At 54.8% G+C, this 25,269-nt stretch carries 27 protein-coding genes and 1 tRNA gene; 16 read left to right on the top strand and 12 right to left on the bottom strand.

Going from position 1 to position 25,269, the window contains the following annotated elements; translation table 11 throughout:
• Nucleotides 1-5 precede the first annotated feature (5 nt).
• From ACOCF6_RS11715 to ACOCF6_RS11690, 6 genes are all read right to left on the bottom strand, one after another.
• The gene (locus tag ACOCF6_RS11715; RefSeq protein WP_482460560.1) at nt 6-1,463 is read right to left on the bottom strand and encodes an RtcB family protein; all 1,458 of its coding nucleotides are present in this window, start codon (nt 1,461-1,463) and stop codon (nt 6-8) included.
• Nucleotides 1,464-1,584: 121 nt separating this feature from the next.
• Nucleotides 1,585-2,940: a TldD/PmbA family protein gene (locus tag ACOCF6_RS11710; RefSeq protein WP_482460559.1), complete on the bottom strand. Its 1,356-nt coding sequence runs from the start codon at nt 2,938-2,940 to the stop codon at nt 1,585-1,587.
• On the bottom strand, nt 2,937-4,376 hold the full coding sequence (locus ACOCF6_RS11705) for a TldD/PmbA family protein (protein WP_482460558.1): 1,440 nt from the start codon (nt 4,374-4,376) through the stop codon (nt 2,937-2,939). The genes ACOCF6_RS11710 and ACOCF6_RS11705 overlap by 4 nt, the downstream gene beginning before the upstream one ends.
• A 117-nt stretch (nt 4,377-4,493) precedes the next feature.
• The gene (locus tag ACOCF6_RS11700) at nt 4,494-4,664 is read right to left on the bottom strand and encodes a hypothetical protein (RefSeq protein ID WP_482460557.1); all 171 of its coding nucleotides are present in this window, start codon (nt 4,662-4,664) and stop codon (nt 4,494-4,496) included.
• A gap of 22 nt (nt 4,665-4,686) precedes the next feature.
• Nucleotides 4,687-5,235, bottom strand: coding sequence for a hemerythrin domain-containing protein (locus ACOCF6_RS11695; protein ID WP_482460556.1), 549 nt, complete (start codon nt 5,233-5,235; stop codon nt 4,687-4,689).
• A complete protein-coding gene (locus tag ACOCF6_RS11690; RefSeq protein WP_482460555.1) occupies nt 5,165-5,455 on the bottom strand; it encodes a hypothetical protein in 291 nt (96 codons plus the stop codon). Before ACOCF6_RS11690 ends, ACOCF6_RS11695 begins: the two co-directional genes overlap by 71 nt.
• Before the next feature lie 278 nt (nt 5,456-5,733).
• On the opposite strand from ACOCF6_RS11690, the gene ACOCF6_RS11685 reads away from it, so the two are divergent.
• Nucleotides 5,734-5,810, top strand: a tRNA-Pro gene (locus tag ACOCF6_RS11685).
• 89 nt (nt 5,811-5,899) lie between these two features.
• Here the strand turns inward: ACOCF6_RS11685 and ACOCF6_RS11680 are convergent.
• On the bottom strand, nt 5,900-6,787 hold the full coding sequence (locus ACOCF6_RS11680) for a helix-turn-helix domain-containing protein (RefSeq protein ID WP_482460554.1): 888 nt from the start codon (nt 6,785-6,787) through the stop codon (nt 5,900-5,902).
• A gap of 108 nt (nt 6,788-6,895) precedes the next feature.
• Between ACOCF6_RS11680 and ACOCF6_RS11675 the strand changes: the two genes are divergently transcribed.
• The 7 genes from ACOCF6_RS11675 (at nt 6,896) to ACOCF6_RS11645 (ending at nt 11,821) form a co-directional block, all read left to right on the top strand.
• A complete protein-coding gene (locus ACOCF6_RS11675; protein ID WP_482460553.1) occupies nt 6,896-7,156 on the top strand; it encodes a helix-turn-helix transcriptional regulator in 261 nt (86 codons plus the stop codon).
• Nucleotides 7,157-7,165: 9 nt separating this feature from the next.
• The gene (locus ACOCF6_RS11670) at nt 7,166-8,284 is read left to right on the top strand and encodes a hypothetical protein (RefSeq protein WP_482460552.1); all 1,119 of its coding nucleotides are present in this window, start codon (nt 7,166-7,168) and stop codon (nt 8,282-8,284) included.
• Between the two features lie 592 nt (nt 8,285-8,876).
• Complete coding sequence (locus tag ACOCF6_RS11665; protein ID WP_482460551.1) at nt 8,877-9,842, top strand: hypothetical protein; 966 nt, start codon at nt 8,877-8,879, stop codon at nt 9,840-9,842.
• A 1-nt stretch (nt 9,843) separates the two neighbouring features.
• Nucleotides 9,844-10,332 carry a hypothetical protein gene (locus ACOCF6_RS11660; RefSeq protein ID WP_482460550.1) on the top strand — a complete coding sequence of 163 codons (489 nt, stop codon included), beginning with the start codon at nt 9,844-9,846 and terminating at the stop codon, nt 10,330-10,332.
• The gene (locus ACOCF6_RS11655) at nt 10,325-10,795 is read left to right on the top strand and encodes a hypothetical protein (protein ID WP_482460549.1); all 471 of its coding nucleotides are present in this window, start codon (nt 10,325-10,327) and stop codon (nt 10,793-10,795) included. The genes ACOCF6_RS11660 and ACOCF6_RS11655 overlap by 8 nt, the downstream gene beginning before the upstream one ends.
• Nucleotides 10,792-11,451, top strand: coding sequence for a hypothetical protein (locus tag ACOCF6_RS11650; protein ID WP_482460548.1), 660 nt, complete (start codon nt 10,792-10,794; stop codon nt 11,449-11,451). The genes ACOCF6_RS11655 and ACOCF6_RS11650 overlap by 4 nt, the downstream gene beginning before the upstream one ends.
• A 28-nt stretch (nt 11,452-11,479) precedes the next feature.
• Nucleotides 11,480-11,821 carry a hypothetical protein gene (locus tag ACOCF6_RS11645; RefSeq protein WP_482460547.1) on the top strand — a complete coding sequence of 114 codons (342 nt, stop codon included), beginning with the start codon at nt 11,480-11,482 and terminating at the stop codon, nt 11,819-11,821.
• Nucleotides 11,822-11,945: 124 nt separating this feature from the next.
• Here the strand turns inward: ACOCF6_RS11645 and ACOCF6_RS11640 are convergent, their stop codons facing one another.
• The 5 genes from ACOCF6_RS11640 to ACOCF6_RS11620 all read right to left on the bottom strand — a co-directional run bounded on the left by ACOCF6_RS11640 (nt 11,946) and on the right by ACOCF6_RS11620 (nt 16,510).
• Entirely contained in the window at nt 11,946-13,118 is a 1,173-nt protein-coding gene (locus ACOCF6_RS11640; RefSeq protein WP_482460546.1) for an IS4 family transposase, read from the bottom strand.
• A gap of 696 nt (nt 13,119-13,814) precedes the next feature.
• Complete coding sequence (locus tag ACOCF6_RS11635) at nt 13,815-14,897, bottom strand: nucleotidyl transferase AbiEii/AbiGii toxin family protein (protein WP_482460545.1); 1,083 nt, start codon at nt 14,895-14,897, stop codon at nt 13,815-13,817.
• 41 nt (nt 14,898-14,938) lie between these two features.
• Nucleotides 14,939-15,655, bottom strand: a complete 717-nt coding sequence (locus ACOCF6_RS11630) for a DUF6577 family protein (RefSeq protein ID WP_482460544.1) — start codon at nt 15,653-15,655, stop codon at nt 14,939-14,941.
• Between the two features lie 35 nt (nt 15,656-15,690).
• Nucleotides 15,691-15,873 (bottom strand): hypothetical protein, encoded by a 183-nt coding sequence (locus ACOCF6_RS11625; protein WP_482460543.1) that lies wholly within the window; start codon nt 15,871-15,873, stop codon nt 15,691-15,693.
• A gap of 238 nt (nt 15,874-16,111) precedes the next feature.
• A complete protein-coding gene (locus ACOCF6_RS11620; protein ID WP_482460542.1) occupies nt 16,112-16,510 on the bottom strand; it encodes a MerR family transcriptional regulator in 399 nt (132 codons plus the stop codon).
• A 136-nt stretch (nt 16,511-16,646) separates the two neighbouring features.
• Between ACOCF6_RS11620 and ACOCF6_RS11615 the strand changes: the two genes are divergently transcribed.
• The 8 genes from ACOCF6_RS11615 to ACOCF6_RS11580 all read left to right on the top strand — a co-directional run bounded on the left by ACOCF6_RS11615 (nt 16,647) and on the right by ACOCF6_RS11580 (nt 25,258).
• Nucleotides 16,647-18,632, top strand: coding sequence for a heterodisulfide reductase-related iron-sulfur binding cluster (locus ACOCF6_RS11615; protein WP_482460541.1), 1,986 nt, complete (start codon nt 16,647-16,649; stop codon nt 18,630-18,632).
• Between the two features lie 35 nt (nt 18,633-18,667).
• Entirely contained in the window at nt 18,668-19,444 is a 777-nt protein-coding gene (locus ACOCF6_RS11610) for an electron transfer flavoprotein subunit beta/FixA family protein (RefSeq protein ID WP_482460540.1), read from the top strand.
• 9 nt (nt 19,445-19,453) lie between these two features.
• Nucleotides 19,454-20,365 (top strand): electron transfer flavoprotein subunit alpha/FixB family protein, encoded by a 912-nt coding sequence (locus tag ACOCF6_RS11605; protein WP_482460539.1) that lies wholly within the window; start codon nt 19,454-19,456, stop codon nt 20,363-20,365.
• A 173-nt stretch (nt 20,366-20,538) separates the two neighbouring features.
• Nucleotides 20,539-21,708: an ADP-forming succinate--CoA ligase subunit beta gene (sucC, locus tag ACOCF6_RS11600; protein WP_482460538.1), complete on the top strand. Its 1,170-nt coding sequence runs from the start codon at nt 20,539-20,541 to the stop codon at nt 21,706-21,708.
• Nucleotides 21,708-22,580 carry a succinate--CoA ligase subunit alpha gene (gene sucD / locus ACOCF6_RS11595; RefSeq protein WP_482460537.1) on the top strand — a complete coding sequence of 291 codons (873 nt, stop codon included), beginning with the start codon at nt 21,708-21,710 and terminating at the stop codon, nt 22,578-22,580. Before sucC ends, sucD begins: the two co-directional genes overlap by 1 nt.
• Nucleotides 22,581-22,658: 78 nt before the next feature.
• Complete coding sequence (locus ACOCF6_RS11590; RefSeq protein WP_482460536.1) at nt 22,659-22,835, top strand: ribbon-helix-helix domain-containing protein; 177 nt, start codon at nt 22,659-22,661, stop codon at nt 22,833-22,835.
• A gap of 172 nt (nt 22,836-23,007) precedes the next feature.
• A complete protein-coding gene (locus ACOCF6_RS11585) occupies nt 23,008-23,820 on the top strand; it encodes an electron transfer flavoprotein subunit beta/FixA family protein (RefSeq protein ID WP_482460535.1) in 813 nt (270 codons plus the stop codon).
• Nucleotides 23,821-23,908: 88 nt separating this feature from the next.
• Nucleotides 23,909-25,258, top strand: coding sequence for an FAD-binding protein (locus ACOCF6_RS11580; protein WP_482460534.1), 1,350 nt, complete (start codon nt 23,909-23,911; stop codon nt 25,256-25,258).
• Nucleotides 25,259-25,269 lie beyond the last annotated feature (11 nt).

Raw genomic sequence — 25,269 nt, 5'->3', positions numbered from 1 at the left:
TAGAATCAACCCTTGATATTGCCGATCGGCACCAGTTTCACGACCCTTCTGCTCAACCCGGCCTCTTCGGTTACCCGTGCCACCAGATCGATGTCCTTGTAGGCCAGACCGGCCTCCTCGGCCAGACCGCCGAACGAAGCGGTGCGCACGTGGATCCCGCGCTGCTCCATATCCTCCAGCAGCGTGCGGCCTTTGACCATCTTTTTGGCCTGGTGCCGGCTCATGGTCCGGCCGCTGCCGTGGGCGGTGGTGCAGAAGGTCGGGGCGGCACTGGCCTGTCCGGCCAGCAGGTAGGATCCGGTTTCCATGCTGCCGCCGATGATGACCGGCTGGCCGGTCTCCCGGTAACATGCGGGCAGGCCGGGCATGCCCGGCCCGAAGGAGCGGGTGGCGCCCTTGCGGTGCACCAGCACCTGCCGCTCTGCTCCGTCAATCAGGTGTCGCTCCAGTTTGGCGGTGTTGTGGGCCACATCGTAGACCATGCCCATCCCCAGATCCTCGGGCGAGCGGTGGAAGAGCCGGGAGAAGACCTCGCGGATGCGGTGCAGGATCACCTGACGGTTGGCGAAGCCCATGTTGGCCGCGCATTTCATGGCCGCAAAGTAGGCCTGCCCCTCGGGGGAACGGAAGGGGGCGCAGGCCAGCTCCCGGTCGTAGAGCTTGATGCCGTATTTGACCGTCATGACCCGCAGAAAGGACTGGAGATAATCGGTGGCCACCTGATGACCGAAGCCGCGGCTGCCGCAGTGGAACATGATCACGATCTGGTTGGGGATGGTAATGCCGAAGGCCCGGGCGGTCGCTGCGTCAAAGATGTTCTCCGGCCGCGCCACCTGGATCTCGCAGTAGTGGTTGCCCCCACCGAGGGTACCGATCTGGTCGATGCCGCGCTCGACAGCCTTGTCGCTGCAGGCGTCGGCATCGGCCCCCGTAAAGCAGCCCCCCTCCTCGGTCATCTCCAGGTCCTCCGGCAGGGCATAGCCGTTCTGCAGGCACCAGCGGGAGCCGTTCTCGATCACCTGGCGGAATTTGCTGCGTGAGCAGCGCACGAACCCGCTGCAGCCGACCCCGGTCGGGATGGCGTTGAAGAGCTGGTCCACCAGTTCACGGATGCGCGGCCGCACCTCGGCCTCGGTCAGGGTCGTCAACACCAGGCGCATGCCGCAGTTGATGTCGAAACCGATGCCGCCTGGCGAGATCACGCCCGTCTCCGGATCAAAAGCCGCCACGCCGCCGATGGGAAAGCCGTAGCCCCAGTGTCCATCCGGCATGCACCAGGAATAGTTGAGGATACCGGGCAGACAGGCCACGTTGGCGGCCTGGTCGAAGACGCCGGCCTCCATGCCCGTCAGGAGCGCTTCCGAGGCGACAATCCGGGCCGGGACCCGCATGCCCTCTTTGTAGGTGACCGGGAGTTCCCATAGATTGGGTGATATCTTACGCAGTTGCGGAGGCAATGACATGATCTTTTCCTCCTGCCGGTTGCGGCTGGCGAGGGGTCACTCCCTGCAAGAAAGTATATCAGATTCGGGAGGGGTGTAACCAGTGCCGCGCATCAGCGGCGTCAGAGCAGGGGGCACTCCCTCACAGCGTGAAGGTAAAATCATCCACAAGCATGCCCGGCAGCAGCGCGCCCCCCAAGTCGCGCCTGTAGTAGCTCCCGGTGGCCGGGATCAGGGAACGCTGGCGGGTGAGGCCCAGCAGCTTGTCGCCGAAGAGGTGATAGATGCTTTCGTCAAAGCGCATGTCCCGGATGGGGGCCATGATCTGACCGTTTTCAACCCAGAAGCAGGCAAAGCGGGTCATGCCGGTAATGCGGCCCGAGTCGTTGTCGCTCCAGTTCAGATAGTGCAGGTTGGAGATGTACAGACCGCTGCCGAGAGCGTCCAGGGCCTGCTCCTCGTCCAGCTCACCTGCGCCGATGACTGCAGAGCGGAGCTCTTCTCCCGGGGGGGCCGCGTTGGAAGGCACACCGTACTGCCTGGCCGAACGGGCAGAGACGAGGGTGCTGGCCAGCGTGCCCCCATCGATCAGCAGCAGCTTTGCGGGAGCTACTTCCCCCAGGTCATTGAAAGCGGGTTCGACACCCAGGCTGAAGTCCTGGGTCAGCTGGAAGAGGGGTGACAGGCGTTTACGTCCGTCCCTGAGGGCCAGGTACGAGCTTTCCCCTTCCCGCAGGCCGCGCTCGCCGAGCCCGTGCCACGAGAAGAACGGGACTAATTCGTTCACGGCATCCGGGGCCAGGTAGACCCGGTAGCCGCCGGGGGCGATGATCCGCTCCGGCCGGCCCAGGGCTTGCAGTTTGGGGAGGGCGGCGGACAACCGCCGCCTGTATTCCGCTCCGTCCCATACGCGGCCGGCGTAGCACGATTTGAGGGCATTTCCGTCGGGCAGATAGGCCGAATAGTCCACGCTAAAGGTCTCGGTGGCGAACCAGTGCCGCGCCCCGGCACTGGTAGCCGCGCCACGACAGATGACGCCCTGGGCATACATGCCGACAAAATCTGCACCAGCCAGGGTGATCGCCTCAGCCGGCCCCAGGATCTCGTCCGGGATCAGGCCGGGATCAGGCAAACGCCCGGTGAAGACTTCACGGGAGCTGTCGGTTGCAGCTGGCAGGGTCTGGTAGGGGTCTTCCGGCAGCAGGGCCGACTCACGCCGGGCCGCGTTCAGGGCATCAGCGGCCAATCGGGTATCGCGAGCATCATCCCCGGTCGTCTCGAATGCAGAAGAGATCGTGCGGCCATTGCAGAAGTACTTGATCTGTGCTTCTGCCTGGTAGACATGGCCGATCTGGCGGACCTTGCCGTTGTTGAAGCGCAGGAACTCGCTGGACTCGCCCGCAAACTCCATGGCCAGGGCCTCTCCACTGCGCAGCTCCCGGAACAGGAGCTCGCAGAGCCTGTTGAAGCGTGCTTCCAGATCATGCAGGGCGCTCATGCCTCACCTCCGAAGATTTCCACTGCGCGGAAGGCGCAGACCGGGCTGGCGTGGCCTACCGTGACGACCTGGTTGGGCTCGCCCTTGCCGCAGTTGGGAGTGCCGAAGACCGCAAAGTTGGAGGCATCACCCACCCTGAACAGGTTGCGCCAGAAAGTGGCGGATATGCCGCGGTAGTTGGGGTTGCGGACGGTTTGCGTCAGCTGGCCGTTCTCAATCAGACGGGCGTATTCGCAGCCGAACTGGAACTTGTTGCGGCAGTCGTCGATCGACCAGGAGCGATTGGCCTCCATGAAGACACCCTTTTCGATCGAGGCGATGATCGCTTCAAAGGAGTCCTGCCCCGGCTCCAGGTTGAGGTTGGCAATGCGGTCGATGGGCGCCCGGAACCAGTCCTGGGCCCGCTGGTTGGCAACGCCCGGTTTTCCGGAGCGCAGCTGGCTTTCCAGGGAACCCAGTCCGCGCACGAGTATGCCGTCCTTGATGAGGTACTCCTTGGTTGCCGGATTGCCGATGTCGTCGGCCCCGTAGGAAGCGGCCTCACCGGGAAGCGTGGGATCGAAGGTGATGTTCATCAGGTCGGATCCATAGCGCAGGGAGCCGATATCCGAGGGCTTGACGAAGGTCGAGCCGGCGTAGTTGCGCTCGTCGCCCAGCATGCGGTCCAGCTCCAGGGGATGGCCCACGGACTCGTGGATCTGCAGCATCATCTGGTCAGGGGCCAGCACCAGGTCGGCTGTCATGGTCGGGCATTCAGGGGCCGAGAGCAGCTCCAGGGCCTGTTCGGCAATCCGGCACGCCTCGACTTCTCCCCCGGCACAATCCAGGAGTTCCCAGCCCCCCTGCATGATGCGGCTGGAGGGGCCGTTCAGGGAGCGCAGCTGGGTGTGGCCGCCGTCACGGGCGATGGCCTGCATGCTGAAGCCGATGATCCGGACCTGCTGACTGGTGGAGGCACCGGAGGTGGAGACGAATTCGGTCTGTATCTCCCGTGAGTCGACCTCGGCCAGGGCCTGAACGATCTTATCCGAGATCTGCATGGCTTCCGTGTATTTGATGGCCTGCCTGGAGAGCAGGTCGGCCCCTAATTCGGGATGCTGGATTTGGGGCGATGCATAGCGGGTAATGGTAGCCGGTCTGACCGCGAGGTCGAAACGGAACAGGGCACGGGGGGCTGCGGCTTTGGCCAGCTGCAGGGCGCGCTCTGCAGCGGCCCGCAGCTGGACGGGATCCAGGGATGACAGGGCGGCGTAGCCGAATTGGCCCTGGTGCAATACTTCGATCATGCAGCCTTCATCCAGCGAATCGAAGGCCGAATCGAATTTACCGTCCTTGGCCCGGTAGCCCCGCACTGCGGTACGGACCCAGCGCAGACCAGCCCACTCCACGGAGTCAGGAAGCGCGACTTCCAGCAGGCGTTTCAAATCAGGTGACATTGTTTCCCCTTTGTTTTCACCGCGTGTTATCCTCTGGAGAGTTTCCGGGAGAAGGTTCGACCAGGGGATGATGATACTGTAATACGGCAACATTGCCTACATTATAACTAAACGGCGCTACCGGTGCACGTCTGCTTTTTCCAATACCCTGCCGGCCTGTTCCCCGATTTTTATCTCTTCACACTTCAATTTCTTTTTGCGCAGGCGTGCACGCGTACCAAAGAATCCGCCGCCGGCCGTCAGGGCCCAGATGGTCACCGTAACTGCCAGTTCGCTGGTGGTGAGCATATCCTGTCCTCCCGTATCACGCCTATTCCTGCTCGTACCGTGTGACAATGGCGTCATAACGCGCGCCAAACTCCGGGGCTACCTGGGCTTCGGCGTTCTGATACCCCTGCAGGATGCCGGCACGCATGGTTTCGGGAATGACCCGTTCCGCCAACGGGTAAAGGATGTCATCCTCCTTGCTGATATGCTCACGCAGCAGGGCAGCGTAGCCCAGGGCGTTGTCTGCAATGGCCTGGCAGGTGTCCGTGCGGCCGGCCTGCGCTCCGTGAACGGCTGATTCCAGGGAACGGACAAAACTGCGCCCCTGATCATGCTCCATCAACATGGCAGCCACCGGACTGTGCTCTCTCGGCATGCCGTTATCGATCAGGGCCTTGAAGAGGACATCTTCTTCCTTGGCGTGGTGAAAGCGATCGGCATATTGACGGATGAAGTCAATTCCATCGAGATAGAACTGCCAGTTGAGGTAGTTTCCTTGCGCAGTTTGGGGGGCATTCTTCTCAAGCAGAGCGATCATCCGCAGAATCAGACGGTGCTCGCCCACCAGGGTGCTGGAAATATCGGCTTTCATCAGTTTCTCCTGTTACCAAGCTGTCGTTTATTTCCTGTTCGATCTTCGCTTCATCTTCTGTGGATAATCCGTGAATGGAGACCACATCCTTCAGCAGGCAGATCCCCACCTTGCAGGTGGTGCAGCCGATGTCGAAACGAGCGAGGATCTCGCCGATTTCGGGGTAGTCCTGCATCACATCCTGTATCGCTTTCTCGCCAAGTCCATTGCTGAAATTCATTGAAGACCTCCTCGCTCTGTTATGATTCCAGCTTAGTCCGATAATCGCCGCAGGAGTTTGATGTGGATCAACAAAGTGATTTCTATTTTGATTTCTATTTCGGAGGGGGATCTGCACAGGTGAAATGGATGGGAGGGCGTGATTATGAGGGTTCAGCACATCTGATACAGGTGGGTGCGGCTATTTTGTCTCTTCGGTTCTCCAAGGGCCACACCCGCCTGCATTCCCCGTCTTTCCCCTTGACAAAATGGTTCGAACGGGCTAGAAAAAACACTCTTCGGGATGTAGCGCAGCCTGGTAGCGCACCTGCTTCGGGAGCAGGGGGTCGCTAGTTCGAATCTAGTCATCCCGACCATACAAATCAAGGGGTTACGCCAACCGGCGCAACCCCTTTTTGCTTCTATGGAACCTCTCGTGGAACCTCTGTTGTGTTTTTACACATTTTTACTTCTTCTCTTTGTACCCGTGAGCCTTTAAAAACTTCCTCACCATATCAGCCAACTCTTCATTCAACTCGCCTGTCCAGATAAACGATTTCTGCTCACACACCTCGAAAAGACTTTCGAATATGGCCGACTCATTTTCAATCAGCGTGGGATATCGGGGATTAAGTGTGCCAGGACGCCATTTCGAGGGTTTTTGCAATTCTTCAAGAACCGTACGCATATGAATGTACGCATTAGTCGCGAAGCTTTTATACTCTGAATCAGAGGTAAGGCCCAGGTTCTGCTTGGTCTTCAAAAACTCCGTCGTAATACTATCGCCATCTACCTCAAAGTTGCTGTTCTGAGCCAAACGCACAAACCGCATCAGATGCTCAACATCCATCTCCTCCAAAAAGCCAATATCAATAGGTGGATAAAAATAAAGACCTTTTATTTCGTGACCTTCCAGCGACGCCAAGGCCTTTGATATACATCGATCCAATTCCGGCTTCTGTAGCAATAGAAAACTGAATGGCCTGTCCGCCTTCCCCAGAAAAATAACCCGCCCATCTTCACCCTGGTACCAGGCGAACCGGGTAATCTGGTTTTCCTCGCAAAAGCCTGCCATGTTGTTGGCCAACTCTTTGGCAAGCGTGGGTAAATGCCGCGGTGCGGGTACCATAGGTTGCCAGACCGCCGCATCCAGTGGCGGGCTGCCATACATCAGATAGCCGGACGGCACGTTCAGCGCGGCAGAAAGCTTCGGAACCGCATCATGGGAAGGGGCGTTGTTGCCCTTCTCCCAGATACTGATCGACCCACGGGGCAGTCCGCTCCTAGTCGAAAGCAGATCCTGTGTAAGGCCATTCAGTATCCTGATTGTTGTCAGTCGTTCATTTCGTTCCATAGTGTCTTATTTCATACACTAAAATTATTTTTGATGCATTACTTTTTTGCTTGATTTTCTAACGTTAGGATATATATTGATAGCAAGCTATTTTTACGGAGGTAATTTATGTATCTGGCAGCCGCTGAGCAGGCACTTGAACACATTGCCAAGAACAAACCACAAGGATGCATCGTTGATCCACTGATTGCAGACAAGACGTTACGGGAAAAGATCTTTGGGGTCTCCAACGTGACCTGGTGGCACTGGCGCAAGCAAGGGAAACTGCCGAAGTCGCTCACCATTGGCCGCCGGCGTTTCTATCGACGCTCGGATATCGAAGCCTGGTTTGATGAGATGGTCACGGCAGAGCCGGCTGATGCCCAATAGTTTCGCGGTATGAGTTACCAGATCAAAAGTCAGGCTGTTTTGGACCTGGCGGGATGGGCCCCCACGGGAGATCTGATCGATCACAGCTGGTTCAGCCACGTCAGGCGCAAGAACAAACCTTACTATCAAGCCATACTGCTCCTGGGACGGATCACCTACATGTACCGACCGGTTGATGTCCTTGACCCGAGAAACCAGTTGGTAATCGGACGTGCCCAAAAATTCGAAGCGGATCTGTGGCAGCAGAGCCGAAGATCGCTGGCCGCCTATTTCGGCATGTCCATGAATGATGTGGACGCTGCTCTGGAGGCATTGAAACGTATTGGAGTGATCTGGACGGAATTGAGAACCATCGTCGTCAAGGGGCAGCGCATGTCCAACACCATGTATATCGGCCTTAACACTATGATATTACGTGAAATATCGACCCCTATGGTACTGCAGACCCATAGCTATACCTCTGCAGAGGGAGAGCTATCCGACTCCAGTACTATAGCTATGGGTCTACAGAGGGATACAAATACAGAGATTACCCAGAAGATAACCCAGAAAAGCAGAAGCAGGGCTGCTGCCGGTAAATCTCGATTTTCTGTAAAACAGATCACATCACAGGCCGTCCGTGAAGCAATCACAGCCCTTCCCCCAGCCCTTCAGCGTGACGCCTGTCAGATCGCCCTTGAGGAGGCAGAGGCCGGTGATGAGATTATTGTCAGCAATTTCCTGTTGATGGCCTCACGGAAGGATCTCACCGGCGGGTTGATACGCAGTGCGGTACGCCAGGATTATGCGGCTGATCAACGTAAACAGGTGATGGACCAGGAAGCAATCCAGCAGAAAAACCTCGCCAATAAAGAGGCCATTGATCACCAGCGTACCGTAGGGGAAGAGGAACAGTCGCAAGCGGCCCGTGAGTGGTGCGCCAGCGAAGAAGGCAGACAGTTTCTGCACTTGTTCAAGCCGCTGCCGGAATCAATGCTGTCGGAAGAAGACCGGGAATCGCGGGAACGTGTCCAGAGAGACAGACTCAATCGACAGCGTCAGTTATTGCTGAATGACGGTCTCCTGGACAGCCAACATGGACTCGATACGTGTCCACAAATGTGCACTAATGCTGTCAGCAGCGCGTAGATTAACCGGATAAAAGTAAAGCAAATAAGCATGTTGCAGCCATATAGGAAACAAACAAAACAGTTACAACTTTTCAGATAGGAGAGATTTTTCGCAGCATCATTGCCCGGTGTACCCAGAGCTGGTGAGCCTTATGGCCCGGTCGGACACCACCCACGGGATTGGCCAACCTAAGCAGAGCCCTTTCATGTCGAGGTACACGCACCTCCACCTCGCATGACCGTACGCAGTCAGAAATCCGAAGACGGCCGGAATACCCCCGGTAACGGCGCCCCTGGAAAGGCGTTTCCGCTCAACGATATGTAACTGTTGATCCGGAATCTGAGGAAGGACCGGGAATACCCCCGAAGTCCAGCGCCCTGGAAAGGCATTTTCTGACAGGCACAATCGAGGACCTGTTTGATGTGAACCACCGGTAGCGTCCCGGTTCACGACAGACAGCAGGACAATTGGCAGGAATCCTTGCCAGGTCTACATACAAGGGACACTACGTAAAGCAGGAAGGCGGAGCTGCTACCGTCGGCATGGCGATGCCGGAAAAAGAGCATGTCATCTCAACACGCGGGCCATCAAAGGCCAGAGGAACCAAAACATGAAACATCGGTGGCCACAATCACCACATTCGCAGACGGAAGCAATATTTCATGGCATTCGTTCGATCCGGGAAATGAAAAAGACCAATCCATTCGGATTACGCTCCTTCGGCTCCTGGGATTCTTACAGAAGCCATGCCCATCGCTTTGTCGACTTCATGATCGGCAAAGGCCGGACCAGCCTGCTGGACACCCGGTCGGTGCACAACGACATGGCGGAGTATCTGGCGCATATGCTGGCCTACTATGACGAAAAGAAACGCTCCCGCCAGACCATGGAGACTTTGCTCTCGGCATTGGGAAAGTTCGAGTATGCCCTGAACCGTTACATCCGTCAGCATTGCCTCGACGACCCGTTACTGGAGACGGAAGCACTCCGGTTTGAGTACTATGCCCGGAGCCGAAGAGTGTTGCGAAAATCGAGCAAGGTCTTCGATAACCGGGCCTATCCCGACCCGGTACAGCTCATAGCGACCATCCGGAACAAGACATTCCAACTCCAGGCTTCGCTGCAGTATGAAGGGGGTTTACGGACTGAAGGGGTGGGCGCACCGAGTAACCGCAGATTAAAGAATCCCCTCACGGCAACTGGCCTGCGCGGCATCAGCACCGATCCGGTCACCCGCAAGCCGATTGGTATCGTTGCTTCCGTGGAAAAAGGCGGAAAAGAAACTGAACATTACGTTTCTTTCCTAACCTATCGGCGCCTGGAGCAATACCTTAAAGAATTCGGCAGGCTGGAAAGTGACTACTCCGAATATGTGGCGGCAATCAACCTAGCGGCACGAGAGACCGGCCAGTATACGCCGGGCCGCGGCAGTCACGGTCTCAAGCACAACTTCGCCCAAGAACGTTATCTGGAATGTATCAACCACGGCCTGACACACGAACAGGCCCTGCAGCAGACATCCCTGGAAACCTCCCACTTCCGGCTGCAGGAAACCCTGACCTACACGAGAGGATGACATGACCGAGCAACTGAACCTGATAACAGGCCTGACGGAACATGAGCGGAAGAAGCTCTTTTCCTGGCTGGCGTCGCTCCCGGAGGAAATGATCATCGAAATTTTCCAGGAGGGAGTGAAGAAGTCTTTCCAGCTCAAAGGTGAGCGTCCAGACCTGTCTGGCCGGATCACCAAGTACTGCGCCTTTGTCATGGCAGCCCGCAAGGGAGGTTGGGACACGATCAAGGGTAAAGGGTACCGGGTGGCAGAGAAGGAGCAGTATGACGACTTCACCCATCTGCGCAAGGCCAGTGCCGCCATCCTGATCAGCAGGGGGAGGAAGCCGCTCTTGCGACGTCAGATTCTGGCCTACTGGGGTGAAGTCAAGGCGTTGCAGGCTGATGGCATGGGTTTTCGAGTCATCGCCGGTTATCTCCACAGCAAACGTAAACTGAAGGTGTCAGCAACATATCTCAGCAAAATTTGGAAGGAGATGGAAGGAAATGGTTGATTTCGAATTCAAAGGAATACGCGTGAACGCCACGGGCGAGTTGGAACGGTTTGACTACAAGGATTCCGGTAATCGTGGTCAGACACGGTTTAACCGGAACATGGTGGTTACCGTTGGATTCTGGGATTTTGTCATCGTCAATGACCTGTATGAGCTGGCCATGGTGAAGTCCACCCTGAGCTACTTCATGCAGGCCTACTGGAAGCGGAGCAGCAAGGCGGGCAGCAAGATCGAACTGGCAACGGCACTTTTTCATGATGATGATTTCAATTCGCAGGCACTCAATATGATTGCCCGGCAGAAAAACAACATTCAGTCCCTGGAAGTCAGTGTGACTAACGACGGCAGACCTGCAGGAGAGGTCTATCTGAGCGCCCAGGAGGTGATCATGCTGGATATTGCCATCGGCAAGTCCATCAATCTGCTGTCTCCTGACTACAAAATTATCAAGGGGGGTCTATGAAACTGTTGGCGCACATGTATCCTGATCATTCCAGTCCGATCATCACCGTGCATGAAGCTCTGAGGCTGCAGCGGCAGAATCCGGAAGAATGGGGAAGACGATATTTTTACGATCTTATCCTGCTGAGGTACTTGATGCCGATTGACCGGGGAGCGGCCTCCACCTTCGCCTACCCCACGAACAGCTGCATGGCGGGGTATGGCAAGAACTCCAAAGGGATTGCCCACGAGCTGGTGCTCAATTACATCTGCAATTACGAGACATGGCCGGTAATACTGAATGGAAAAGAGTATGTACTGAAGATCCGCGCGGCAATTGATGAATACTTCCTCGATAATATCCAGACCAGAGAGACCTGCCTGATTGACTGCCACATGTTTCTGACAACCAAGTCGGAACTTTATAAAGAGACGGCAGGCAGACTCGGCATCGAGGTAACCCATCCAATATGGTGGATGAAGTTCTTCAAGAAAAGGATTCTGGAAAAGTTCGATCTGACTGTTTTTGAATTGAAGATGCTCCCGGAGTGGCACGTCGCCGATCCTGTCAACTTCACAACCGAAGAAATTGAACAGCTGCAGGGAAAAATCACAGATTATCTGAACAGCGGGACAAAGCTCACCTGCCTGTACAAACCGGGATACGCGCGGTTATGACCTACTGAGCCACAAAGGGAGGTTTCCGATGATCAAATACTATGACGCACAACAATGGCTCAGAGAAACGCAGCCGAAACGGGCAAAATTCCCGGCAGTACTGGTTGCAATATTCGTTACCCTGCTCACCAGCGCGTTTGCCGGTCTGCTGGTCGGGCTCTGTTTCCTCGGGACATTCTGGTACTGGGCCATCGGAATCGCCTGTATATCGTTGCCGTATATTCTGATGGACCGGGTGCAGGTGCGGCTTTATCATGGCTACGTGAAGGGGAAACCATTCTGGACACTGATCAAATATGCCTACTCCAGCACGGATTACCGCCCCTGTTACGTCCCATGGTGGTACTGGCGCTGGTACTACTGGTGGTAGGGGAATATTTAGTATCCCAAAAGGGTGGCCGTTTTGGATGCCAATATGGCACCCAATATGGCGCCGTTTTCGCCACCTTCCGTCAATGCCGCATTTTTGGGTACAAAAATGCAGTGTCTTCCGGTTAGGTTTTTGCACGGCGCTTTTTGCGTTTCAACTTTCTAATCTTGTTTGAGTTACCTTGTTTTTTTGTTCGCTGGCTCTGCGATTCTGAGGCTTCATTTGCTATCTGATAACGTAGTTCGCGGACCCTGCTAATGCTGACAGGCTCCTGGTGCTGCTCCCGGCAATAGATGGCAAGCAACAGATAGGTGATGAGACCACCAAGAATTTGAACCATGAAACCGTATTCGCTTCTGGCGATCAGGTGATACACCTTTAAGTGGCGCTTCCACCAACCGAAGAAGGTCTCTATGTTCCAGCGCAGCTTATAAACCTCGGCTATTTCTTCAGCCGTGAGATCGTATCGGTTGGTTGCTACCCAGAAGTCTTTGCCGTCAATGCGGTAGCCAACAAGGCGCAGCTCTTTCTTAGTCTGGTTTATACCTTTGGTGCCGAGAAGCACTATCTGGTCATAGAAGACAATACTGTCAGGATTGACGGCATTCTCTCGAACGACGGTTTTGTGTGTATTTTCCCTGATACGGCAGACAAAAAACTTCTCGGCTTCCTGCCACTGGTCGAAATGGCCATGAGACTGATATCCACGGTCCATGACACCGGTTTCCCCTTTGTCGATGATCTTATCAACAAAGGGGCGCTCACCTTCTTTGCCATCGGTCAGGAATATCTTCCTTGGTATGCCTCGGTTGATATCGAAGCCGATATGGGCCTTGGCCTTCTTTGAGCCGCTACGGTAATCGGCCCATTCCATGGACAGAACAGCATCTATCAGTGAGCCGTCTATGGATACCAGGTTGCCAAGGTGAGCATATTCAGCGGGAAGTGCAGTACCTGCTTGCTTGACAAGATGCGTGAACACCTCGCTCAGCTGTTCAAGGCCACGGTTATTGATTGCTTCAAAGAAGGCGCTCTTTTTAATCCCCTTTGGGGAAGCAACACATTCTTTGGCAAAATCGTCCTGTTCAAGCGCCTGGAGAAGTTCACTCCCTGAAGAGTATTCTTCTAGGTGATAGAAAATTAGGGCCTTGAGCTGATCATCAAAAGTCATTTGCAACGGGCGGTACCCCCTGGATTCAAGTTCGTTATCAGACTTGAATCTCTCAAATATCGGGGCAAGAAGCAATTTGAAAGCACGTGATTTCCGGCGCTGTTTCAGTCGCTTGAATGGTCGCATATCGTAACTCCTGTTAAACTGGATAGTTACGAACGCGTCCCGCCAATTTTTTACTCAATGTCAAGCATTAAATGCGGCATCACGCTGATATTATGACGTTTTTACATTCTCAAAGAACCATGCAAAGACCAAACCGGAAGACACTGACAAAAATGGTACCTTCAATGCGGCATTGCTTCTTAGGTGGCAGTTTTGTACCCAAATTAGGTACCAAGAATGCCACCATGTTCTTAAGCAGAGATTCCTATTGCCCCTTTTGCCCCTTTGATGCCACATTCAATGAAGTATCCCTTGACCCCCTGAATCTGGTGGGTTTGTCGGGTTTATGACGGGTTCAACATGCTTGGGTCGTTTGGCCCCTTTACGGCCCGTTTAATGTCCTGTTTGTCCAATTTCCGAGTCATTGGCACGATTTGCAGGATTATGGCACGAATGTCGATTAAGACTCTTCATTCTCCCCTTCTGGCCCGTTTGGCACCTTTACGGCCCTTATATATCCAGTTCGTATCCAGTTTGATCATAAGCCATTTGGCGCATTTGGCGTATTTATGGCTTCAATCGAAAATGTCCCTATTGTCTCTATTTTGTCCCTATCAGAACCATGTCCCATATGTCACATATGTGTCCCATAAGTAATAAACGCCGTTGAGCAACCCGGTCGAGAAGAACATAGCACGAACAAATAGTCATCACTTCTCAGACCAACTTACTCGCCTGATACCAGAACCAGAAAGCGTCTTCACTGACCAATTTCAAGCGATTGAGGCGTTCCCACTCTCCCGTAATTTCCAAGCGACGAAGCTCGTCTGCGGGAGGTGTTGCCCTGATTGTCGCCATCGTTACATCAGACCCTTCATTTCTTATCAATTGTGCCATCAGGGCGGCTTTTGAAGCTGCCAGCTTGACCATAATCGGATTAAAACTGTGATTCGCCAAATGCCCTCTGAGCTTTGAAGCACCGTCCAAGATCATCAATGCTTCCGGTATTGGCTCTTTCACCCCTTTTAATCCGTGGAGGCACAGCAGGAGCGATGCTTGTAATGTGTCGTTCAATGTATCAGCCGGAGAAAATCCTCCGCCCCGGTACTCGTTTTCAAGAACAAAGACTCTCTGATAGACCCGCCGAACTGCCGCCAGGTCTTCTGCCAGATTGAACAACTCCCCGACATCGAATAGTTGCTTGACAATCTGCATGGTATCAGGTGGCGTGCCGTTGGCCGGAACAAACGGTACGCCGATGGATCGAGGTGCAAAAGCGGTGAGTTTGTCCGCCAGCAGGCTTTCCACCGTCGGAACCGTGACAAGGATCTCCCGCCTGATCTCCAGAATCTCAGGTGTAATCGGTTTGACGATCACCTCATGTGGCACATGGGGTTCTTCCACGACATCCAGAAAGACGTAAGGAGCCGGGTTGCCGGCAACAAGGGGTGTGTAGAAAAACTTGAAGTGACGTCTCTCCGGAAGACCACGGGAACCACGCTCATCTTCTTCGTAGCCGATGAACGGCGGCACTTTCGACACTTCTACCAGAACCCGGTCCTGTTCTGCCGTCGGGGCCGAACAGAGGATATCGATATCGATGGACAAACGGCGGATAACAGGAACGTGGAGCAGGAGGCTCGTACCTCCCTTGAAAACAAACTTCAGGTCGCTCTCGGCCAGGTGACCCAAGAGAGCAAAGGCATGAAGCGCCCGTTCAAGCAAGCCGGGATCGACTCCTCTCAGCTCTTTCCTCTTTTTTTCTAGCCAATCGGCAGTGAAACAAATTTCAGCGATCATATTTTAAGCCCATTAACTCCACATTTTTTAAAAATGTGGAGTTAATGGGTCAACTCCTTGCTCTCTATTTTTTTCTTCAAATCCTCTGCATATCCATTCAAAATGGTCAGTTGCAGCAATCCAGAGCCGAGAACAGTATCAATAATCCGCTGCACTTCCGCAGAGTCCATCAGGTGCAACTTATTGGCTTCGACTATCAGATCAACCAGAGCCTTTTCGATGGGAGCAACATGATCCTTGGCTTCGGGCTGACCGATTTTGGCTGGCCGGAGAACAACAGTTCCTTCTCCTGGCCGGACAAAACGTTCCACGTCAGCTTTGCCGGGATTGGCCCAGGACTTCCAGCCTGCATCATGCAAGTGGTCAGCCACAATTTCAAGGGTATCGCTTTCGGCGTACAATAGAATCGTTGGCTGGGCAATGAGGTGGTGGGCAAAGGAATTGAACTGAACCGTGGACCAGCAGCAGAAATCCAGCAGCGGGAACGCTTTCTTCACTTCCCGGATGATCTTTGCGACCGGCTTGTGGTCGAGGCTCACCGGCTTTGTGTGCCGGCTGTACCAGCCCCGTCCGGCGTCGGATACGATTCCGGCTGCCATAGATTCGCTCATGTATTTTCGGAGGGTGTCGTCAGCAAGTTCCACATCAAAAGCTTTCAATGCTTGTTTGACGGCGTTAAGGGAGAAGTAAGCGCACAGCTCCTTTTGTGTTGGAAGAATATGGTTGAAGAGCACCGATTTTTTCGAGTTTTTAATCACACAACCCTCCCGATCGTCTAACCAGGACTCTTGTATCACGGTTTTATATAGGCATTCAGCCCGATAGTAATAGGCTTTCCATCGACTTCAGCCGTGGTGACAGCATTGCCCCGTGTACTGGCAACCACCAATGTCTTACCTGAAGCCGATGGAGTTGGTTTCTCCAGGTCAATTTCGATGCAGAGCTTGTTGCCTTTGATTTCAACTGTCATTGCCATAACTCAAGCTCCTTAATTTCTCAAATACAGTCAGTTACTAATGTGCTATATGCGTCTATACGCTACGCCTATAGATGTCATGTCTATCATTGCTGTACCATACTGGATATGATGGCAAATAGTTGATCAGTTGAAAGCGTAGAACATTATATCAGACAGCCAGATACAAAAAAGCTTTTACCGTCAGAATTGAGTTTAAGAAATGGCGGGATAGAATACAGAATTGCTGTTGGTGAGACTACTTGATCAGGTTGAACTCATCGACTATTCTTTCGCGATATGTAGTGATATGCTTTTCAAGGGATTGGAGCGTTGCAATTTTCTGTTTGATGCTGCTTAAATGGGTGCTAAGCAGTTCGATCAGTCGTGGCATGATCTTTTCAGGAACCTTTTGTTCTTTGTCAAAGAGGTCGGCCAGTTCCTTCATTTCTTCAAGGGTAAGCCCAAGCTCCTTCACCTTTAGTACGAATTTGAAACGCTTTATATCTCCCTTTTCATAGTACCTCACCTTTCCATCTGTTCGCTTGGGAGGTTCTACAAGCCCCATTTTTTCATAAAGTCGAATTGTTCTGGTTGTGATCCCCAGTTTCTCCGCCAACTCACTGATCTGCATATGTTCTTCATTGCTTAATCTCATACTTCTCCTAAATGTTAACTTAACGTATTTATATGTCGAGCTGAAGCTAATTGTCAAGATTGTTTTCTACTTGACATGAACGTCAAGTTAAAGTATAACCGTGTTACTGTTCATTACTTTAGGCTTGAGGTCACTTATGGAAGCTACCCGCGAGATATACTGGAACATCGGCCACGGCGTTGTCATCCCAATGTATATTCTTGCCTTTGCAGCCTTTGGCATTATGGTCTGGGGATTCTGGCAACGCCTGCCGATCTGGCGCCAGGGTAAGAAACTTGACCGCTTTGATCGATATGATGAAAGGATCAGGCGGATGCTTACCGAAGTGTTCAGTCAGATTAAAATCTACCGGGTCACTGATGGCGGTATATTCCATTCCATCTTTTTCTGGAGCTTCCTGGTCCTCTTTGTTGGCACGCTGCTGGTCATGTTTCAGGCCGACTTCTTTACCCCGCTGCTGCAGTTCAACCTACTCTCAGGCGAATTCTACAAGGCCTTCTCGCTGGTCTTGGATGTTGCCGGCATCCTTGCCATTGTCATGCTTGCTGGACTCTTCATCCGCCGCTTTGTCATCCAACCTAAAGGGCTGGAGATCGTCAGGGATGACTACATCGTACTGCAGTTGCTGTTTGCTATCCTTATCACGGGGTTTCTGATCGAAGGTGCCCGCATGGCCGCAACCGAGCTGCAGCAGAATCCCGGGCTGGCCCGTTTCTCACCCGGCGGTCTGCTGATTGGGGAACTCTTCGCCACCATGAGCGCCGGCACCCTGCTCGTCACCCACAAAATATTATGGTGGCTGCACTTCGTCCTGGTGCTTGGCTTCTTCTGCGCCATCCCCTACACCAAGCTGCGTCATATCTTTACCACCAGCGCCAACGCCTTTCTGGCACCTTTTGAAGCAAAAGGTGCCATAGCCACCATCAACATGGAAGATGATACAATCGAGCAATTTGGTGCCGCCACAGTCAGCGACCTCAGCTGGAAAGATATTTTCGACGCCGACGCCTGCACCTCCTGCAAGCGCTGTCAGGATCGCTGCCCGGCCCACACCACCGACAAACCGCTCTCGCCGATGAAGATCGTAAAACAGATCGGGGAACTGGCCGAAGGCAATCCGTCCGGTAGTCTGATCGAAACTGTCAGCCAGGATGCCCTTTGGGCATGTACAACCTGTCGCGCCTGTCAGGATATCTGTCCGGCTAACATTGAGCACGTCAATAAAATCCTTGAAATGCGCCGCAATCTGACCCTCATGGAAGGTGCATTCCCTGGTGACGAAGTCCGCACCGCCGTCAGCAACATTGAAGTCAACAGCAATCCTTTCGGCCTTGCCTACGCCGCACGTGGAGACTGGGCGGAAGGGCTTGACCTCAAGACCATGGAACAGGATAGCGACGTTGATATCCTCTACTTCGTCGGTTGCTACGCCTCCTTTGACAAACGCAATCAGGCGATTGCCCGGAACTTCATCACGATCTGCAAAGCCGCAGGTATAAAAGTCGGTATCCTCGGCAAAGAAGAAAAGTGCTGCGGTGAACCGGTCAGAAAATTGGGTAATGAATACCTTTACCAGATGACCGCAAACGAAAACATCGAACTGTTCAAAGCATACGATGTGAAAAAAATAGTCACTACCTGTCCGCACTGCTTCAACACGTTGGCCCGCGATTATAAAGATCTTGGCTTGGACGTTCCGGTGGAACACTACAGCACCTATATCAATACCCTGCTGAATAGTGGCAACCTCAAGCTGACGCCGGAACCATTCAATTTTACCTATCACGACTCCTGCTATCTTGGTCGCTATATGGACATCATCGAACAGCCACGAGCCATCCTTAGTCTGGCTGGCGGATCAATTACTGAAATGGATAAGAACGGCTACGACAGCTTCTGCTGCAGCGGCGGCGGCGGCCGTATTATTGCCGAAGAGAAGCTGGGAAGCAAAATCAGTGAAGTCAGGGTTAAAATGGCGACCGATACCGGTGCACCGCTGCTGGTCTCCAACTGTCCCTTCTGTCTTACGATGTTCGAAGACGGCATCAAGACCGGCGGAGCGGAAGGACAGTTGCAGGTCAGGGATCTGGCCGAAATCGTGGCAGAACGGATAACGGCATAAATAGGTTAACCAGCAAATTTACAGGAGGAAATATTATGAAACTGCTTGTCTGTATCAAACAGGTCCCTGACCTGGAATCCCGCTTCAAGCCAAACGCCGAAGGCGCCTGGTTCAGCGAAACCGACCTGGCCTTCCGTATGAACGAATATGACGAATTTGCGGTGGAGCAGGCGGTTCAGCTACGGGAAAAACTGGGGGAAGGCACCGAACTGACTGTTCTCTCGGTCGGCCCGGACCGCGTTGTCGAAGCGATCAAAAAAGCTCTGGCCATGGGATGCGACAACGCTGCCCATATTCAGGACCCGGCTACATCGGGAAAAGACCCCTGGCAGATCGCCTCGATCATTGCTGCTTACGCCAAAGACAAGGGTTTTGACATCATCTTTACCGGTATGCAGTCCCAGGATCGCGGCTCGGCCCAGGTCGGTGTTACAGTCGCCGAACAGCTCGGTCTTGCCTGTACGACAACAATAGTCGGCTTCGACTACGACAACGGCACGATCACCGCCAAGCGTGAACTGGAAGGCGGCATCAAGGGAGTTGTTAAACTGAAAATTCCAGCTCTGGTTACTTGCCAGCTGGGACTCAATGTGCCGCGCTATCCGACCCTCCCCAACATCATGAAGGCCAAAAAGAAAGAGATCACCGTCATTCCGGTCGCTGACCTGCTGAAGGAAGAATCCCTGGCAACCACCGCCAGTTTCCATTCTCCTGCAAAAAAAGGTGGTGGCATCGTCCTCGAAGGAGATGTGGCGGATCTGGTGGAGAAAGTAATAGCGCTACTCAAAGACAAAACCGCGGTACTGAGATAGGAGACAACCATGAAAACACTACTTATAGGCGAATACCGCGAAGGAAAATTGCTCGAATCCACCTACGAACTGCTCGGCTTTGCCGGACAGCTCGGTGCTGAAACCGCCATGCTATTGGTGGGAAGCGAATCGCAGCTCCCTGCGTACGGCGGCACCCTCTATCTGGCTGATGCAATGGCGTGCGGTGAATATAACCCTGGCTTGCACAAAAAGCTGATCCTGGATGCGGTGCAGAAAGAGAACCCGGACTACATCGTCTTTGTACATTCATCATACGGCTGGGATCTGGCCCCCCGGGTTGCGGCGGCCCTCAAGACGGCACAGATATCAGAGGTGATTGCTATTGTGGACGGCGGCTTTGAAGTCGGCTGCTGTAACGCCAAGATGCGTCGAACGGTTAAACCGGCAACAGCAATAGCGGTCCTGACGATTCAGGCTGGCGCCTTCCCAGCCATGCAGCCGGGTGGCACTCCAATTATCCAGAAGTTGGCTGCAGCTGGTGGCGGCGCTTTGGAATTTGTCGGCTACGAACCGGCCGAAAAAAAGGATGTGGATCTGGGTAAGGCGGAGATCATCGTATCCGCCGGGCGCGGAATCGGCAAGAAGGACAACGTTCCGGTCATCCAGGCCCTGGCAAAAGCCCTTGGCGGCGAACTGGGAGCCAGTCGTCCGGTTGTTGATGCCGGCTGGGTCGAGCACAGCCATCAGGTCGGCACCACAGGCCAGACAGTTTCGCCCAAGCTGTATGTCGCCTGCGGCATCTCCGGTGCCATTCAGCACCTGGCCGGCATGAAGAAGTCGGATTTTATCATCGCCATCAACAAGGACAAGGATGCACCGATCGGGGAAATTGCCGATGTGCTGGTTGTGGCCGATGTCATGCAGTTCGTACCCGCTTTGACGGCTAAACTGTCTAAATAATGATTTGATCTGGCAATTGCTTTAATTCTGCAAGTTGCCTTTAAAGGGGCAGGGTGCCTCCTGCCCCGATTTTTTTATACAAGAAAGATGAATAATTAAAACAATAATTCGGTAATTGCCGACAGTGATAATAGGCTCAAAGTAAATTCAACCATACAGAAGCGAGGAATCACATGAACATCCATGAGTACCAAGCCAAAGCAATCCTGCGAGAATTCGGCGTACCGGTCCCTGACGGTCACGTCTGTTACAACGGCGCCGGCGCACGCGAGTGGGCCAAGCGCCTGGGCGAAGGGCCCTGGGTTGTCAAGGCTCAGATCCACGCCGGTGGACGCGGCAAAGGCGGCGGCGTCAAACTGGCCCGCAGCGCCGACGAGGTGCGTAACATCGCCCGCGACATGCTCGGCATGATCCTGCGTACCCATCAGACCGGCCCGGAAGGCAAACTGGTCACCCGCGTACTCGTTGAAAACGGCTGCAACATCGCCTCTGAACTGTACATCAGCCTGGTCGTTGACCGCGGCACCTCCAGGGTCACCGTCATGGCCTCCACCGAAGGCGGCATGGACATCGAAGAAGTCGCCGCCAAAACCCCCGAGAAGATCTTCACCGAAACCGTCGACCCGCTGGTCGGCCTGACCGCCTTCCAGTGTCGCAAGATCGCCTTCTCCCTGGGCCTGGGCGGCAAGCTGGTCAACAAGGCCGTCGCCGTACTGCAGGGGCTCTACAAAGTCTTTATCGCCTGTGACTGCTCCATGCTGGAGATCAACCCGCTGGTCATCACCGCCGAGGACAGCCTGATCTGCCTGGACGCCAAATTCGGCTTTGACGACAATGCCGTCTTCCGCCACCCCAAACTGAGCGACATGCGCGACTACGACGAAGAAGACGCCAACGAGATCGAAGCCTCCCAGCACGACCTGTCCTACGTCTCCCTGACCGGCAACATCGGCTGCCTGGTCAACGGCGCCGGACTGGCCATGGCCACCATGGACATCATCAAGCATTACAGCGGCGACCCGGCCAACTTCCTGGATGTCGGCGGCGGAGCCACCATCGAACGCGTCACCGAAGCCTTCAAGATCATCCTCTCCGACAAGAACGTCAAAGGGATCCTGGTCAACATCTTCGGCGGCATCATGAAATGCGACATCATCGCCACCGGCGTCGTCGAAGCCGCCAAGCAGGTCTCCCTGCAGGTCCCACTCGTCGTCCGTCTCGAAGGCACCAACGTCGCCCGCGGCAAAGAGATCCTGGCCGAAAGCGGCCTCAACATCGTAGCCGCCGACGGCATGGCCGACGCCGCCCAGAAAATCGTAGCAGCAGTAAAGGAGGCCAACTAATGAGTATCCTGATCAATAAAAACACCAAAGTCATAACACAAGGCATCACCGGCTCCACCGGCCTCTTTCACGCCCAGGGCGCAAGAGAATACGGCACATTGATGGTCGGCGGCGTCACCCCCGGCAAAGGCGGCACAATCATCGACGGCTTTCCGGTCTATGACACCGTCGTAGAAGCCGTAAAACAGACCGGCGCCACCGCTAGCGTCATCTACGTCCCGCCCCCCTTTGCCGCCGACTCCATCATGGAAGCCATCGACGCCGGTATCGAACTGGTCTGCTGTATCACCGAAGGCATCCCGGTCCTGGACATGGTCAAGGTCAAGCAGTACATGAAGGGCAAGAAGACCAGACTGGTTGGTCCCAACTGTCCCGGCGTGATTACCCCCGGCGAGTGCAAGATCGGCATCATGCCCGGCTACATCCACAAACCGGGCCGGGTCGGCGTCGTTTCAAGATCCGGCACCTTAACCTACGAAGCGGTCTGGCAGCTGACCTGCCTCGGTCTGGGCCAGTCCACCTGCGTCGGCATCGGCGGCGACCCGGTCAACGGCACCAACCACCTGGACGTACTGCGACTGTTTGAGGCCGATCCGGACACCGACGCCGTCATCATGATCGGCGAGATCGGCGGTACCTCGGAAGAAGAGGGCGCCTACTTCGTCCGCGACCATATGACCAAGCCGGTGGCAGCCTACATCGCCGGCATCACCGCCCCGCCCGGCAAGCGTATGGGCCATGCCGGTGCCATCATCTCCGGCGGCAAGGGTACGGCGGCCGAGAAGGTGTCGGTACTACAGGAATGCGGTATCAGCGTGGCGATCAGCCCGGCCGAAATGGCACAGGCATTGTTGAAGATTTATAAGCCGTAATACAGACTGAAGGTAGAATAGTTTTTTTCCTAACAGCCTTCAGCCTAACAACCTAAGATAATATCGGAAGGTGCAGCAATGGGAAGATACAAGGAAAAACCGAAGTACCATGTTATTTCGATGCGGGTGAACGATACAGAAAAGTCGACCCTGGAAGCAATGACACAACAGTACAAAAAGAGTGTCTCCCGGCTAATGCGCGAGGCGATTCAACTGTATGCCCCGCAGTTGGAAAGGGCAGCCAGTCAGAGATAACAGAAGGGATTGCAAGTGTTGGACGAGCACATACTGCCATTTGTGCTCCTTTCATAGCCGGGAGGGGAACAGTCCTCCCGGCTAAATAAACAGAACAAAAATGTCGCTGCAGAGTGCTAACTGAACAGCTGCCTGCACGAGTGCTTTACCAGAAAAGCTAGGAGTAGCGTATATGCTTGTTATTTCCTGCATCAAACAGGTTCCGGACACCACCCAGGTCAAGATCGACCCGGTCACCAACACCCTGATCCGGGACGGTATCCCCTTTATCATCAACCCCTACGACTCGCATGCCCTCGAAGAGAGCCTCAGGCTCAAAGACCGCTACGGCATGCGTGCCGTCGCCCTCTCGATGGGACCCCCAAATACCGTAGCGACCCTGAAAAAAGCGTACGCCATCGGCGTTGATGAGGCGATCCTGCTCTCCGACCGCTGCTTCGGCGGCGCTGATACGCTGGCCACCAGCAAGGTGCTCTCGGCCGCCATCGAGCGGCTCGACAAAGCCGAGACGGTCGGCATCGTCTTCTGCGGCAAACAGACCATCGACGGCGACACCGCCCAGGTCGGCCCCGGCATCGCCTCCCGTCTGGGGTTCAGCCAGCTGACCCTGGTCGACCGGATCGAATCGATCGATTTCCTGCGCAAGACGATCAGAGTGCGCCGCAAGCTGGAGGGACGCCACGAGATCGTGGAAGCGCCGCTGCCGGTCATGATCACGGTCGTCAGGGAACTCAACCGTCCCCGCTACCCGAGTGTGCCGATGCGCATCGAGTCGGAGGAGAAGGAGATCAAGGTCTGGGACAACTCGGTACTTGAACTTGACGTCGATACGGTGGGTCTCAAAGGCTCACCGACCTGGGTCAGTAAGATCTTTTCGCCGGAACGGGAGCAGGGTGAAATCATCGGTGACGGCTTGGGCGACCCGGTCGGGACAGCCAATCTGCTGATCGACAAACTGCTCAGCAAGGATCTGCTGACGGTTTAGAAATGCAAAGGATGAAGTATGAATTATGAATTGGCCCCATCTTTTCATACTTCATCCTTCATAATTCATAATTATAGAAGGGTGCACCATGACTGAGATAAAGAAACCGAAGAAACCGCGCGGCGTCGCCAGCCTGATCGCAGGCAAGTGCATCGCCTGCGGCGCCCGCTGCCAGAGTTCCTGCCCGGTCAACTGTATCGAAATGACTGACTCTGGCGACCCGATCATCGAAACCGCAAAATGCATCGGCTGCGTCAAATGCGTCAAGGTCTGCCCGGCCGAGGCCCTGGAGATGTACTTCACCCCCGAAGAGCAGAAGGTCCTGGCCGAGTTGGCCCAGCTTGTCGGTGGCGCAGTGGAAGAGGAATTGGACGAGGATGGGCAGCGGCTTCAGAAGATGCTGGCCGAATACCGCGGCGTCTGGGTCGTTATCGAGCAGTTCGAAGGGGTTACCGCCAAGGTCTCGTGGGAGCTTCTGGGAACCGGGTCCGACCTGGCCAAGACCCTGGGTGTGCAGCTCAGCGCGGTCATCCTCGGTCAGGATGTCGGGCATCTCTGCAACGAGGCCTTTGAACATGGCGCCGACCGGGCTATTGTCCTGGATGCTCCGGTATACCGGAACTACCGCACCCAGCCTTTCACTGACGCCATCTGCCATCTGATCGGGAAGCACAAACCGGAAGTGATCCTGATGGGGGCCACCGCACAGGGGCGTGACTTGGCCGGGGCCGTGGCTACCGTAGTCAGGACCGGGCTGACCGCCGACTGCACCGGCCTCGGCATCGACGATAAACGCAACCTGATGCAGACCCGCCCCGCCTTTGGCGGCAACATCATGGCCACCATCATGTGTGACAAATTCCGTCCGCAGATGGCCACCGTGCGTCCCCACGTCATGCATATGCCAGAACTCAAGCCGGGCAGAAAAGGGGAGAGCATCCGCGAGGCGTTTGCGCCGTTGGAGAAGGATGTGCTGGTCAAGGTACTGGAAGTACTAAGCGACCGGGACGGCAAGGACCAGGTCGATGTGGCCGCCGCCGAAATCATCGTATCCGGCGGGCGCGGCCTGATGAACAAGGATAACTTTGCCCTGCTGCAGGAGCTGGCTGATGAACTGGGGGGAGTGGTGGGAGCATCGCGTAGCGCTGTCGATGCCGGCTGGATCTCCCACAGCCGCCAGGTCGGCCAGACCGGCAAGACCGTCCGCCCCAAGATCTACATTGCCTGCGGCATCTCGGGCGCGATCCAGCATATGGTCGGCATGCAGGATTCCGATGTCATCATCGCCATCAACCGCGATCCCGAGGCGCCCATTTTTCAGGTCGCCACCTACGGGGTGGTTGGGGACCTGTTTCAGGTCGTACCGGAACTCATCAACAGGGTTCGAAAACTCAAGCTTAACAATGGCAGCTACGAGCCCGAAAGGGCCGCTGCGTGATTTAATGTCTA

The sequence above is a fragment of the Geobacter psychrophilus genome (genome assembly GCF_056821595.1).
Note: the sequence above shows the minus strand (reverse complement) of the source record. Positions and strands in the feature narration are given on the sequence as shown.

Bases quoted from the DNA above. Each gene is read 5' to 3' on its own strand.
- ACOCF6_RS11715 (WP_482460560.1), bottom strand. From the start codon at position 1,463: ATGTCATTGCCTCCGCAACTGCGTAAGATATCACCCAATCTATGGGAA.
- ACOCF6_RS11710 (WP_482460559.1), bottom strand. From the start codon at position 2,940: ATGAGCGCCCTGCATGATCTGGAAGCACGCTTCAACAGGCTCTGCGAG.
- ACOCF6_RS11705 (WP_482460558.1), bottom strand. From the start codon at position 4,376: ATGTCACCTGATTTGAAACGCCTGCTGGAAGTCGCGCTTCCTGACTCC.
- ACOCF6_RS11700 (WP_482460557.1), bottom strand. From the start codon at position 4,664: ATGCTCACCACCAGCGAACTGGCAGTTACGGTGACCATCTGGGCCCTG.
- ACOCF6_RS11695 (WP_482460556.1), bottom strand. From the start codon at position 5,235: ATGAAAGCCGATATTTCCAGCACCCTGGTGGGCGAGCACCGTCTGATT.
- ACOCF6_RS11690 (WP_482460555.1), bottom strand. From the start codon at position 5,455: ATGAATTTCAGCAATGGACTTGGCGAGAAAGCGATACAGGATGTGATG.
- ACOCF6_RS11680 (WP_482460554.1), bottom strand. From the start codon at position 6,787: ATGGAACGAAATGAACGACTGACAACAATCAGGATACTGAATGGCCTT.
- ACOCF6_RS11675 (WP_482460553.1), top strand. From the start codon at position 6,896: ATGTATCTGGCAGCCGCTGAGCAGGCACTTGAACACATTGCCAAGAAC.
- ACOCF6_RS11670 (WP_482460552.1), top strand. From the start codon at position 7,166: ATGAGTTACCAGATCAAAAGTCAGGCTGTTTTGGACCTGGCGGGATGG.
- ACOCF6_RS11665 (WP_482460551.1), top strand. From the start codon at position 8,877: ATGAAACATCGGTGGCCACAATCACCACATTCGCAGACGGAAGCAATA.
- ACOCF6_RS11660 (WP_482460550.1), top strand. From the start codon at position 9,844: ATGACCGAGCAACTGAACCTGATAACAGGCCTGACGGAACATGAGCGG.
- ACOCF6_RS11655 (WP_482460549.1), top strand. From the start codon at position 10,325: ATGGTTGATTTCGAATTCAAAGGAATACGCGTGAACGCCACGGGCGAG.
- ACOCF6_RS11650 (WP_482460548.1), top strand. From the start codon at position 10,792: ATGAAACTGTTGGCGCACATGTATCCTGATCATTCCAGTCCGATCATC.
- ACOCF6_RS11645 (WP_482460547.1), top strand. From the start codon at position 11,480: ATGATCAAATACTATGACGCACAACAATGGCTCAGAGAAACGCAGCCG.
- ACOCF6_RS11640 (WP_482460546.1), bottom strand. From the start codon at position 13,118: ATGCGACCATTCAAGCGACTGAAACAGCGCCGGAAATCACGTGCTTTC.
- ACOCF6_RS11635 (WP_482460545.1), bottom strand. From the start codon at position 14,897: ATGATCGCTGAAATTTGTTTCACTGCCGATTGGCTAGAAAAAAAGAGG.
- ACOCF6_RS11625 (WP_482460543.1), bottom strand. From the start codon at position 15,873: ATGGCAATGACAGTTGAAATCAAAGGCAACAAGCTCTGCATCGAAATT.
- ACOCF6_RS11620 (WP_482460542.1), bottom strand. From the start codon at position 16,510: ATGAGATTAAGCAATGAAGAACATATGCAGATCAGTGAGTTGGCGGAG.
- ACOCF6_RS11615 (WP_482460541.1), top strand. From the start codon at position 16,647: ATGGAAGCTACCCGCGAGATATACTGGAACATCGGCCACGGCGTTGTC.
- ACOCF6_RS11610 (WP_482460540.1), top strand. From the start codon at position 18,668: ATGAAACTGCTTGTCTGTATCAAACAGGTCCCTGACCTGGAATCCCGC.
- ACOCF6_RS11605 (WP_482460539.1), top strand. From the start codon at position 19,454: ATGAAAACACTACTTATAGGCGAATACCGCGAAGGAAAATTGCTCGAA.
- sucC (WP_482460538.1), top strand. From the start codon at position 20,539: ATGAACATCCATGAGTACCAAGCCAAAGCAATCCTGCGAGAATTCGGC.
- sucD (WP_482460537.1), top strand. From the start codon at position 21,708: ATGAGTATCCTGATCAATAAAAACACCAAAGTCATAACACAAGGCATC.
- ACOCF6_RS11590 (WP_482460536.1), top strand. From the start codon at position 22,659: ATGGGAAGATACAAGGAAAAACCGAAGTACCATGTTATTTCGATGCGG.
- ACOCF6_RS11585 (WP_482460535.1), top strand. From the start codon at position 23,008: ATGCTTGTTATTTCCTGCATCAAACAGGTTCCGGACACCACCCAGGTC.
- ACOCF6_RS11580 (WP_482460534.1), top strand. From the start codon at position 23,909: ATGACTGAGATAAAGAAACCGAAGAAACCGCGCGGCGTCGCCAGCCTG.